The organism is Polyangium sp. 6x1, from assembly GCF_029946515.1.
GTDB lineage: Bacteria > Myxococcota_A > Polyangia > Polyangiales > Polyangiaceae > Polyangium.
This window is the reverse complement of sequence record NZ_JARZHH010000092.1, coordinates 25214-36337: the sequence shown is the minus strand read 5'-3', so window position 1 is coordinate 36337 and position 11124 is coordinate 25214. Positions and strand designations below refer to the sequence as shown.

Annotated in this window: 10 protein-coding genes and 1 pseudogene; 3 read left to right on the top strand and 8 right to left on the bottom strand. The window is 68.4% G+C overall.

The window, feature by feature from the left end:
- Positions 1 to 190: 190 nt before the first annotated feature.
- From QHF85_RS44730 to QHF85_RS44695, 8 genes and pseudogenes are all read right to left on the bottom strand, one after another.
- Entirely contained in the window at positions 191 to 730 is a 540-nt protein-coding gene (locus QHF85_RS44730) for an RNA polymerase sigma factor (protein ID WP_281333623.1), read from the bottom strand.
- Positions 731 to 988: 258 nt separating this feature from the next.
- Positions 989 to 1387, bottom strand: coding sequence for a four helix bundle protein (locus QHF85_RS44725; protein ID WP_281333622.1), 399 nt, complete (start codon positions 1385 to 1387; stop codon positions 989 to 991).
- A 274-nt stretch (positions 1388 to 1661) separates the two neighbouring features.
- Positions 1662 to 1925 (bottom strand): annotated as a pseudogene (locus QHF85_RS44720) (ISAzo13 family transposase); the annotation flags it as partial.
- Positions 1926 to 2123: 198 nt separating this feature from the next.
- Positions 2124 to 2831 (bottom strand): hypothetical protein, encoded by a 708-nt coding sequence (locus QHF85_RS44715; RefSeq protein WP_281333621.1) that lies wholly within the window; start codon positions 2829 to 2831, stop codon positions 2124 to 2126.
- On the bottom strand, positions 2828 to 3238 hold the full coding sequence (locus QHF85_RS44710) for a hypothetical protein (RefSeq protein WP_281333620.1): 411 nt from the start codon (positions 3236 to 3238) through the stop codon (positions 2828 to 2830). The genes QHF85_RS44715 and QHF85_RS44710 overlap by 4 nt, the downstream gene beginning before the upstream one ends.
- A 20-nt stretch (positions 3239 to 3258) precedes the next feature.
- Positions 3259 to 3648: a hypothetical protein gene (locus QHF85_RS44705; RefSeq protein ID WP_281333619.1), complete on the bottom strand. Its 390-nt coding sequence runs from the start codon at positions 3646 to 3648 to the stop codon at positions 3259 to 3261.
- Between the two features lie 255 nt (positions 3649 to 3903).
- Positions 3904 to 4383 carry a hypothetical protein gene (locus tag QHF85_RS44700; RefSeq protein ID WP_272427995.1) on the bottom strand — a complete coding sequence of 160 codons (480 nt, stop codon included), beginning with the start codon at positions 4381 to 4383 and terminating at the stop codon, positions 3904 to 3906.
- 149 nt (positions 4384 to 4532) lie between these two features.
- Entirely contained in the window at positions 4533 to 5360 is an 828-nt protein-coding gene (locus QHF85_RS44695; RefSeq protein WP_281333618.1) for an immunity 49 family protein, read from the bottom strand.
- A gap of 541 nt (positions 5361 to 5901) precedes the next feature.
- Between QHF85_RS44695 and QHF85_RS44690 the strand changes: the two genes are divergently transcribed.
- The 3 genes from QHF85_RS44690 (at position 5902) to QHF85_RS44680 (ending at position 10753) form a co-directional block, all read left to right on the top strand.
- Positions 5902 to 6729: a tetratricopeptide repeat protein gene (locus QHF85_RS44690; RefSeq protein WP_281333617.1), complete on the top strand. Its 828-nt coding sequence runs from the start codon at positions 5902 to 5904 to the stop codon at positions 6727 to 6729.
- A gap of 324 nt (positions 6730 to 7053) precedes the next feature.
- Positions 7054 to 7848, top strand: coding sequence for a hypothetical protein (locus QHF85_RS44685; protein ID WP_281333616.1), 795 nt, complete (start codon positions 7054 to 7056; stop codon positions 7846 to 7848).
- A 226-nt stretch (positions 7849 to 8074) separates the two neighbouring features.
- A complete protein-coding gene (locus QHF85_RS44680; RefSeq protein WP_281333615.1) occupies positions 8075 to 10753 on the top strand; it encodes a hypothetical protein in 2679 nt (892 codons plus the stop codon).
- Positions 10754 to 11124: the final 371 nt, after the last annotated feature.

The following is an 11124-nucleotide window of genomic DNA, read 5'->3' as shown; positions in this document are numbered from 1 at the left end:
CGATGCGAGGTCGGCGTATGCGGAGGTCGGCTTGGAAGGGGCGCGGAGAGGGGTCCGCGCGCGGGGAGGTCGGTTTGGAAGGGGCGCAATGCGAGGTCAGCGTGCGCGGAGGCGGAGGCAGACGCGGGAGCGGGGGCGGGGGCGGGGGCGGGAGCGGGAGCGGGGACGCAAAGGCAGGCGCAGGCGGCGCTCACGCGAGCGCGAGTGTTTTCAAGTGCTCCCGGGCGAGATGCAGGCGGGCATGGGCGGTCTTCATTTTGATGCCGAGTGATTCGGCGATCTCCCGGATCGAACGGCCCTCCAGGTAAGGCACCACCACGGCTCGGATGCGTGGGCCGATCTTCCCGAGGAATCGCTTGAGCCGGAACAGCCCGTACGTCGCGTGCAGCAGCTCCTCCGGCGACGATGTGTCTTCCTGCTCGGCGAAATCCTCCGCGAGTCCCGTGAAGACCTCTCGCTCGTGACGCAAAAGCTTCCGATAGTTGCTCGCACGGTTGAGCCCGATCACCAGGAGCCACGGACGGGCCTGCTCCGGCGTGACGAGATATTCGAGCCGGCGCCAGGCCGTGAGAAAGACCTCCTGGACGAGATCCTCCACATCACGAGAGGGGATGGCCTGCCTGAGCAGGAGGCGTCGCAGGAAATCCCGGTGTTCCAGGTAAAGCCGGCCGAGAAGCGCGTGCGCCGTCGAAAAGTTTGCCGGCGGAGGATGGACGAGTAGCGTGACCATTAGCTCATGGCTCCGGTTGTGCGGGGTTGTGGGTCAGACGCTGGTCGGTGGTGCGAACACCGGCTGGCGTCGCTTGTTTTGTCTCACAGGTTGGGGGAGAAGGAAATGCCCAAATGCGGAGATGGGTTCGTCGCGGGAGAACCCACGATCCGACCTGAATGGGGCGAGGGGGTTGGAATGGGGGCCGTGATCCTGGGGTGAGAGTCCCTCACCCTCAACCCCTCTCCCGTCCTGGGAGAGGGGCCAGGCGGCTTGTTTCTACGCTGCGCGGCGGTAGACGAGGCGGGTCAGGGTGGCGATGACGTGGTCCATTCGGTCCAGCACCCGCGCATCGACCGTGCCGATGTAGCGCATGGCCTGGGCGACCTGCACGCACGCCAGCACCTCCCGGGCGGATCCGAGGGCGGAAGAGTAGCGTTGCCGCTTGTTTCCGGCGTGGTTCCCCATGCCTTCGGCAACGTTGAGCATACGCCAAACGGTGATGCCGGCGCTGGTGCTGGAGGGAACGGTGGGGTTGCCCGCGAGGAGGACGCCCGCAGGTGCGGCGGAGGCGTGGGCAGAGGCGGAAAACGCCAAGGGGCACGTGTGCGCCTGCGGGTGCCGGGGGAGAATCGTGGTGAAGCCGTGGCACCACTGCATGGGGATCCCGCGGTTCATCCGATGGCATCATCGGCCCGCTAGGGGACCTCTATTACCGTTCCGTTGGGCAGGGCGACTCTCGTGACAAAGACCTTCCGTCGATCCCCGTCGGGCCGGCTCCAATAATGCCAGCGGTTCATTTGATTGATATTATCCGGCTTCGCGTACGTGTAGAACTCGATTAACGGCTGTTCTCCCGGCTTGACCGGTCTGAACGCGTGATCGGTAGCGCGAACAGCGTCTTCGCCGTAACGGCCGCCGAGGAGGCAGAAATCCTGGTTTGTTCGTCCTAAGCGCCCCCGGCGTCGGCCGTGACGAGCAGGTCCGTTGCCTTGGGGTAGGTACGTGTGCCCATCGTCCTCCACCACTGGCGGATCGACGCGACAGCGAAGGCCGGGGTGTCGTGGTCACGCCCGACGCTCACCCAGGCCTCATTCCGGGACATATCGAAGACGCCGTAGGGGATCGCCTTGCCCACGGCATCGGTGGGGAAGTCGTGGACACTGACCTCCTCCGGCTGTCCTTTGGGCTGCCACTCCCGTCCAGCGTTCTTGAATCTTGCCCGTTCCCGCGGACGTCGCGCGAGCCCTCCGTAGCTCGCGGGCGAGGCTCCCTTCACGGCTTCGCTCCTTTTCGTCCAGAGACGCACTCCCTGGAAATCGTGAGGGACGGCAGGGATGGCCTTCGCATTCCTGTTGCGGTCGCTGCGCTCCGAGCCTTCCCCAGCAGACGTCGAGGCGAACCCTCGGTGCTTCTAGCCGAGCCAGAACGAGCACGCCGGCAGCGTCAGCAGATCGAAGGTGGCTCCGAGGGCGAGGGGATCGCCGCCGAACACCTTCACCGTGCGCGCGCCCAGGTGTACCCGGCGGAACGAGGGTCCCCAGGAGAGCTGGAGGGAGTCGGATGCCGTTCGCTCGAGCGTGGCGACCGCTTCGCGCCACTGCGCCTCCTCGGGAGCGTCGTCCTCGATGTGCACAGGCGTCTTCGAAGCGCTGTGCCAGCGCACGGTCTCGACGGCGCGCACACCGGGCCCGGACGGGTCGAAGCGGCGCAGCAGGCGCTCGAACCAGAGGGCCTCGGCGGCGGCGGCGGGCAGGCCGGGCTCCCGGTCAGGGCCGGGCACGTGGTGGGTTCGCTCCTTCGTCCCCCAGGAGAAGACCCCCGAGTTGCGCAAGTAGCCGACGTAGAAGTCGCCGCGCGGTCCCCCGACCCACCGGAATTGGCGACGGAGGCGGGCATCGCCGTCCAGAAAGGCCCAGCCCGTCGTCGGCGGGTCGTCCTCGCCCTCGTCCTCGTCCTCGTCCTCGTCGCTGGCGCGAGGCGGCGCGAGCGAGAGCCCTTCGCCGAACCTCCAGACCCCCAGTCGGTCCGCCCGGGGGAAGCCTGCGTCGGGGCCGGTCCAGACCACGCCATCCTGGAAGGACACGAGGCCGACCACGCCGCCGGCGTCGAGGCAGATCATCCGTGCACCTCTGGGCACGCTTCGGCATCGGCCGGCGCCAGCACCCACGTGCCTCCAGCAGCGGGCCGCGCGTACAGTTCGTCGCTGGCGATCTCGACCCACTGGGCGCCGGGCTTCTTCTTGGAGAGCTTCGCGCCCCGCTTGAGCGTGCCGGCGGCCAGCACCGCGCCGTCGGCGCGCGCGACCGAGAGGGGCACGTCCCGCTGGCACGTCGCGATGGCGTCCACCACGATCGTTCCGGAGAGCCCGAGGCCCGACGGATCGGTGTTCGGCAAGGCGAGCCCGCCGAAGGCGTTCTCGCTGTTGCTGATCCAGCCGTCGACGCGCACGCCGCCGACGATGAAACGCAACCGGGTGTGAGCGCCTTTCGTGCCCATGACCGTAGCCAGCGTCGGCAAGAGCGGCATCACCCGAACACGTCGCGATCTCAACGCCTCGATAGGCGTTCGCGGAGAGCGCGCACGCCGGCTAATCCGAAGACGAAGAGGAGCAGCGCACTGCCGCCCACCGCAAAGATGTAAAGCCCGTACTCCGTCAACCGCTCGAGATTCGATCCGAAGACCTTGTACCCGGCGCCCAACGCGACGAGGCCGAGCATCGTCGCGATGAATCGCTGCGCACGCCACGACTTGAAGTACGAGAGCGGACTGCGTCGAGGCGTCCGGAGAGCCTCGGCGAAGCGATTTGTCTCCTCTGCGGCCCTTGCGGCCGCCTGCGCTTCCTCCTCCGCCCGGCCCGCATCCTGCTCTCGGTACGTCATGGTGGCGAAGCGTCTAGCACCGAACGTCTTCCATGACGAGGGGGGCTTCGCGTTCATGGTGCGAGCCACCCTGGTAGCGTCTTCCCAGCACCGGCACAGGGGATCGAGGCATATCGCCTCGACATGCTGTTATCTGATCGAACTAACGTAGTATTTCGCGGAGGAGAGCGGATCTTGGATCGGGTGTAACGTCCACTTTTTGCGACGTGGCGATTGTGCCTGTCTTCGAGAACCCGTTTGGAACCACTATCCGCTCCCGTGGAGACGCCGTTCGGCTATCACGTGATCAAGCGAAACCAGTGACTGGCTTCGCTACGAGCACATGGCGAGCTTCGCCTCGACGGCGAGCACGTCCGGGTGGCGCTCGCCCTTCCCCTTCGCGCGCAGCTCGGCCTGCTCGGCACGCCATCGCGCGCAGTCTCGACTCGTCGGTCGCGGAGGAGGGGGCGCGTCCGGGCCAGCGGCGCTTTCCCACGCCGCGCAGAGAGACAGCTGCGCGTTCGCGGCGACGGCCCTCGGATGCCGGGGCCCGTAGCCGGCGGCCTCGTCCACCAGGACTCTCCGGCGCACGGCCGCGCAGGCCCGCCGGTCCGCGTCGGCGTCGTGCCCGCACGCGCGGTGCGCGCCGTCGACGCGCACCATCGCCGGGTGTCGCTCGCCTTTCCCCGAGGCGACGAGCGCGACGCGCTCGAGCTCGAGCTCACCGCAAGAGGGCGGGAGCTCCGTGCTCTCGAGGTCGCTCGGGCGCGGCGCGACGCCGGAGACCGCCGGCCGTTCGACGCGAACCTTCACCGGATCGCGCGGGGGCTCCGCAGACGTGGAGCTACACGCGAGCCACCACGGAGCGGCAGCGAGAGCGAGCGTGCGACGCATACGACCCCGCGTGCCTGGCGAGCGGTTCATCGCAGGAGACCATTTCCGCATCGCGAGGGCAGACCGATTCACGCGGTGAAGACGAGCTCCGGCGCATACGGCGAAACGACGCCGGACACGATGCCGCGGGAACGGGCAAGACGCTCGAGAGCGCATGCCGGTAGGGAGAGCAAGGTGCGAGGTCCAGCGCTCGCCAGGGCCTCCGCGTACGCGCGGTGCGACTCGAGCAAGGCCACGAGCGACTCCGTGTAGCCCCGCTGGTCTCCTTCCAGGAGCGCGAAGAGCGTCCGGACGGCCGGCTCGTCGATCCGCTCCAGCCGCGACGAGGCGCGCGCGGCATTCGGCATGGCCTCGAGCGTGCGAATGAGCTCCTTCTCGTGATGGCCGCTGCGCGTCGCGACCGCGCGAAGGGTCTCGGCGAGCGGATAGAAGTATTCATCGAGCTTCGCCGTCTGCACGCCGATCTGGAGAAGGGCGCTCTCCGGGATGTTCGTGAGCCACGCGTGCGCGGTGCCGTCCGCGATCGCCAGCGTGCACCACATGGCGTCGACCCACGCGCGCGCGGTGGCCTCCTGCCATGGAGGCGGCGGGTTGACCGCGCCCACCATGACGTCGACCGTGATCTCCATCGGAACGACGCGGTCGGGAAAGACCACGCGACCGAAGAAGAGCGCGCTCGCGCGGGCGGAACGCCGGAGCCACTCGACCCCTTCGGTCGGCTCGGCGTCGACGGTGAGGAGCGTACCGGCGACGTCCGTGGCGAACGCCGCGAGCGTCGGCAAGAACGGCCCGCGACTGGCGGACGCCCCGAGGTTCGCCCCGATCCGCCGGCGAAATCCTCTCGCCTCTTCCAGGCGGTCGTTCGCGATCGTGTGAGCCAGGATGATGTGTGCCATTCGTCTCTGATCCCGTGCTCGAGGGGCGACCCAGGGTAGGGACGCGTCCGAGCGGAGTGATGCGTGTCGGGTAGCCGATTCTTCCCTCGGAGGCCACCGATCTCTCGCGCGATCACACCGTCGCCGGCGAGGAGCGTCACCCGTCGTCAGGGCGCTCGAGGCTGATCCGCCCCAGGGCCCCGGCGCGAAACTCGTGAATGCGGACGTCCCCCGCCTTGTGACGGTCGAGTGGGGGCGGGGTGGTCCGGTGTCTTTCATGTTTGAGCGCTCGAGGCGGCCGCCTGGGTTGACAGGTGGCCGGTGGAGCGTGTTGGCTGGGACCGTGGAGGTGGTCGGATCTGGAAGTATGGAGGAGGAGAGGAGACCGCAGGGATGCGGCGATGCGCAGGGGTAGATGCGAGTGCCTTTGCGACGCGGTGGAGAGGGCCCAGGAGGTCGGTGCGCTCGATGTCGGTGGGGCGGCGTCGCGCTTGGCGCCGTGCTCGGGAGGGCGGTGCGGCGTGGAGGTTGTCCGCCGTGCTGCTGTGGTGTGATGCCGGATATGAGGAAGTTTCTTGTTGTGCGCCGCTATAAGAAGTGCAGCAGTCCCGCGGAGCGCGAGGGCAATCGATACCTGTTTGCAGTGTCCTGGTCGTGCTTCGTGGCGCTCGCGGCCTGGTGCAACGCCTGCGCCCCAGCATCTCCGCCCGTGACCGCCATGGAAGCCGATTCGGGTGCCATCTGGCTGAGCAAAAGCTGCGAGGCGGGCTCCGCTGCCGACTGCCATGCGCTGGGCGTGATGTACACGTCTGGAGGAGATCTCCCCGGGGACGATGCGCGCGCCGCGGAACTCTTTGGTAAGGCCTGCGACCGCGGAAATGCGGACGGCTGCGTGAGCCTCGGACACCTGCTCGACAGAGGCTGGGGCTCCGACGGCCGGGGCCTAGCCACGGATAAGGCGCGCGCCGCGGAACTCTTTGGCAATGCCTGCAACCGCGGGAACGCAGCCGGCTGCGTGAGCCTCAGCTTCCTGCTCGAGGAAGGCTGGGGCTCGGCCAAGGACGCGGCGCGCGCCGTGGAACTCTTTGGCAATGCCTGCAACCGTGGGAACGCGGCCGGCTGCGTGAACCTCGGACGCCTGTACCAGAAAGGCCGGGGTGTGACCAAGGACGAGACGCGCGCCGCGGGACTCTACCGCAAAGGCTGCGACGGTGGGGAGGCAGCGGGCTGCTTCAATCTCGGGGTCGCGTATGCCGAGGGTCGGGGTGTGCCCAGAGACGATACACGCGCGAAGGAACTCTTCCGGAATCTCTGTGACAAAGGGGATGAGGCGGCTTGCCTCACGCTGCTGCACTCATACTCTGAGTGGCCGGGGGCTTCGCCACGGTAAGCGTGGCTCGCTCTCGGCAACTGCGGGCGCCCAGACAAGACCCTGCGGCACAACAAGCGGGTGGTGCATGACGGTGCGCCATGCCTCGCTCCGCTCAGCACGGCGCCCGGCAGGACCCGTCGGGGCCGGAGGACGCGTCGGGACCGGAGGAGCTATCCGACGAAGTCGTCGAGCTCCCATTGTTGTCGGCGCCGTTGCACGCCGCCATGATTACCGTCGCTAGAGCAGCCGAGGCCAGCCATCGCATGACCTAGAGTGTACCTTAGAAGGAGACGGCGGGAGGCTCCAGTGAGAAGGTGCTGATGTCCGTCCTTAAAAATCCAGATGCGGGGGGCGGTCCAAGCGTTTGGCGTAAGATCAACGATGCGTCCGCCCATGCGTCCCTTCTCCGTTTTCAATCTCACCGATCTCAGCGTCGGCCTCGCCGATCTGTTCACCAAGCGACACGCGGCCCTTACGAGTACCAAGGCTGGCGTGGGTCAGGAGGACGTCCTCGTGTTCCAGCGGAACGCGATTGATGCCTTGCCGAAGGCCCTCGTGGGCGGAAAGCCCATGAGCGAGGAACTCGCCTCGAAGGACGACGAGCATGACGGCTTCGGCACGGGGCTTTGGCACATGACCGAGGCTTACTTCCGCGTGCAGAACCTTCCGCCCCATATCGTCGACGCTGCACGCCGCATCCGCGAGGCCTTCATTCCCACGCTGGGCGCGCTTCAGGAGAGCTACGCGGATGAGGCTGCTGCTGCGAATGCGCGCAAGGAGGAGCTCGGGAAGCTCGAGGCCGATCTGAAGCTTTTCCAGATCGCCGGCGGTGGCACGCTTTACGACTGGGCAGCGGTCTTCGTCGCGGCCGGGCAGGACCTTTCCGTCTTGCTCAGCAAACGCGCCGACGTGAACGCTGCGACGCGCAAGAATGCGCAGGTCCTTCGGTCCGAGACCGTCGGGATCCTCAACGACCTTCGCAGGGCCATCGCCCGTGAAGCGAAGCGCAACCCGGCGCTCGCCGCGGACATCGACGCCCAGATTTTCGGTTATCTCGACACCCTGGAAGAACAGCGAATCGCGGCCCATCGGGCATCGAAGGCCGAACGAGGCAAATCGTCCACGAACGAGGGCTGAACGCCAGAGCCGCTCCCGCTTCCGCTCCCGCTCCCGCTCCCGCTCCCGCTCCCGCTCCCGCCTCCGCCCTCCGACGAAACGTTGGCCCTTCCGCCTCACCGATGATATTGCCGCGCCGCTCCGCGCCTTTCCGGCGTTGGGCAGGTCCCATCGGCTTCGAGCGTTCTGTCGACACTTGGGGCTCCGGCTCGCCTTCAGCGACCTACGCCCCAAACCCCACCGCTGCATGGCCACCTCCCGTCTCTCCACCCTCGTCCGACAAGGACGCCGCCACGTCGCGCTCACCGTGCTCGGCGCTGCAGCGCTCGCGACGCTCGTCCCCCGCGGCGTGCCGAACCTCGGCGCGAAGGACAGGTCCACCGCGCTCGCCTCCGCGCTCGCGTCGCAGGGCCTCGTGCTCACGGCGGACGACGTGGCCTGGATCGATCCCCCGCGCGGCGTCTGGGGCGCGCTCGGCGCGAAGAGCCGCGCTGTCGTGCGCGCTGCGCCTGCGCAAGGCGAGCCGAACGATCTCTTCCTCGTGCACGCCGAGCTCTCGCCCGAAGGCGTGCTCCTCGACGTCGGCGGCGCGTACAACCTCACCGAGACGAGCGGCGCGGACGAGTCGCGGCCTGCGGTTCGCGGCGAGCGCCTGGCCTACGTGTCGAGCCCGCTCATCGCCGGCAGCCATCCCACCGTGCACGTCTTCGACCTCTCGGGACAAGCCCTCGCGACCGAGGGCTGGACGCGCGTCGAGCGGCTGCAGAACGCGCTCACGAACGCGCAGGAGACGGGGCAGCTCGGCGGCATCGGCAAGCGCACGTTCACGCTCGGCGAGAGCGAAGGCGAAGGCGCCGCGCAAGAGCAAGAGGCCGAGGCGAAGGAAGGCGAGGCGCCCGCGCGTGACGTGCGATGCGCGCTCGAAGAAGCGGGGCTCGTCGTGCGCGATGGAGGTCGCGAGGCGCGCGTGCCGCTCGACGGGCCCGCGACGTTGCCTGCGTGGCTCTCGCACGAGAGTGGGGAGATCGCGCGGCCTGGCAACGTCGTCACGTGGTCGGTCGATCGCGTGCGTGACGTCATCGGCGACGAGGCGATGCAGACGATCAAGGCCGTCGCGTTCGCGGGCCTCGAGGTCGTCATGCGGCAGAAGGAGAGCATGGGCGGCGAGCAGGCCGCGGCCGATGCGATCGCCGAGGACCTCGGACAAACCACGCTCGAAGCGCCCACGCGCACGATGCCGACCGACCCCGAGATCGGCTGGCCGCCCGTGCCGCTCGAACCTTGGATCACGCCCGCGCTGCCCGGCGAGGGGCAGTGGAACGCGCAGGACAAGGATCCGTTCATTCGAAGGATCGAGGGCCTGCCGCCCGCGTTCGTCACGACGTACATGCGCCCCGATCGCTCGCGCAAGACGACGCGCGTGTTCATCGTCGTCTGGGATCCGCGTCAGGTGGAGCTCCACATGATGGCCGGCACGGTCGAGCCGAAGGGCGCGACGGGCGAGGCCGGGCCCGGCCTCATCCCGCGAGATCCCGCGGTGCTCGAGCGCGTCGTCGCTGCTTCGAACGCAGGCTTCCAGGCGCTGCATGGCGAGTTCGGCATGATGGCCGACGGCGTCGTCTATCTGCCGCCGAAGCCGTACGGCGCGACCGTCGCCGTGCTGCGGGATGGATCGACCGCGTTCGGGAGCTGGCCCGAGGATCAGAGCATCCCGCCGAACGTGCTGTCGTACCGGCAGAACATGACGGTCATGGTGCTCGACGAGAAGTTCAACCCGTACAACCGCACGTGGTGGGGCGGCACGCCGCCTGGCTGGGCGGACAAGACGCACACGGTGCGCACGGGCATCTGCCTGACGAAGGAGAAGTTCGTCGCGTACTTCTACGGCGCGGACCTCGGCCCCGAGGGGCTCGCGCAGGCGATGATCCAGACGCGCTGCTCGTACGGCATCGCGCTCGACATGAACGCGGGCCACAGCGGGCTCGAGTTCTACAAGGTCGCGCCCGAAGGCGAGATGGATCCGCTCGGCAGGCCCTTGCAGTACGACTGGGAGTCGGAAGGCACGGTCTCCGGCATCGACGGATGGAAGTTCCGCGGCAGGCGCTTCATCCGCGGCATGGGCCTCATGAACTTCCCGCGCTACATCAAGCGCGAGGCGCGCGACTTCTTCTACATGACGCTGCGCAACGTGTTGCCCGGCGCGGGCCTCGCGCCCGTCGCGCAGCCGCCCGTCGACGGCGAAGGACAGTGGCGCGTCAAGGGCTTGCCGCAGCATGGTTTTCCGTACGCGCTCGCGACGACGGAGCTGCGCATCGACGCGGCCAGGCCCGATCGCAAGGCGCGCGTCGTGAAGATCGATCCACGCACGGTGATGGCTGGTAAGACGACAGGGCAGAGCGCCGGCAAGACCGTCGCGGTGCTCGACGCGGGCGCGGCCGACGCAGGCGCGGCGTCGCTGTGGGCCTCGGCCGGCGCGTTCGCGATCGGCGCGGAGCCGCCTGTCGAAGGCGCGATTCGCCTCGCGACGGGCTCGCCGAACGCCGCGGTCGCGGCCGCTGCCGTCGGCGTGAACGACAAGGACGGCATGCTCCTCTACGTCGAGCTCGTGACGCCGGAAGGCGCTTCGGCGGCCGACGCGAAGGCGCTCGACACGCTCCTGAAGAACGCGGGGTGCAGCACGCGGCTGCTCCTCGGAAAGCCGCTCGCGCTGGCGCTCGGCGGGGACACGGATCTCGCCGGCGCCGCCGTCCACCCGCCGCAGGGCCCGACGGCGGTGCGCCTCACCCGCGCCGACGCTCCCGGCGGCCGCCGCATCCTGGAAGACACGCCCATCGTGCCCATGAGCACGTGGTACCCGCTCCAGCAGAAGCGGATCCGCTACTTCAAGAAGCCCCAGAAGGACCCCGCCGAGGGGGGGGCCAACTAGCAAGGCGCCCTTCGAGGCACGGAAGATCGCGAAGCGAGCTTCCCTCCAGGGGGTGAATCGGCCGGGCTTTGCCCGGACGAGAGGGGGACGCGAGGCGTCCCCCTCGGGACCGAAGGGGTGAATCGGCCGGGCTTTGCCCGGACGAGAGGGGGACGCGAGGCGTCCCCCTCGGGACCAAGCAACGAACTCCGCGGAACTACGTGAACAAACTCGCGATGCACGCCAAGCGCGGCTAGGCTAGGTGTGTCTCGGTTTTCCCGCCTGAGCACCTGCGGTCACGACAGCCCCATCGACCCTCTACTCGCGTCGCGCGAGATGTGCGAAAGGGGTTTCTGTCGTCCGCGGCGTAACGTCGCATTCTGTCGAGGAGT

Coding starts and splice junctions, on each gene's coding strand:
- QHF85_RS44730 (WP_281333623.1), bottom strand. CDS start 730: ATGGTCACGCTACTCGTCCATCCTCCGCCGGCAAACTTTTCGACGGCG.
- QHF85_RS44725 (WP_281333622.1), bottom strand. CDS start 1,387: ATGAACCGCGGGATCCCCATGCAGTGGTGCCACGGCTTCACCACGATT.
- QHF85_RS44715 (WP_281333621.1), bottom strand. CDS start 2,831: ATGATCTGCCTCGACGCCGGCGGCGTGGTCGGCCTCGTGTCCTTCCAG.
- QHF85_RS44710 (WP_281333620.1), bottom strand. CDS start 3,238: ATGCCGCTCTTGCCGACGCTGGCTACGGTCATGGGCACGAAAGGCGCT.
- QHF85_RS44705 (WP_281333619.1), bottom strand. CDS start 3,648: ATGAACGCGAAGCCCCCCTCGTCATGGAAGACGTTCGGTGCTAGACGC.
- QHF85_RS44695 (WP_281333618.1), bottom strand. CDS start 5,360: ATGGCACACATCATCCTGGCTCACACGATCGCGAACGACCGCCTGGAA.
- QHF85_RS44690 (WP_281333617.1), top strand. CDS start 5,902: ATGAGGAAGTTTCTTGTTGTGCGCCGCTATAAGAAGTGCAGCAGTCCC.
- QHF85_RS44685 (WP_281333616.1), top strand. CDS start 7,054: ATGCGGGGGGCGGTCCAAGCGTTTGGCGTAAGATCAACGATGCGTCCG.
- QHF85_RS44680 (WP_281333615.1), top strand. CDS start 8,075: ATGGCCACCTCCCGTCTCTCCACCCTCGTCCGACAAGGACGCCGCCAC.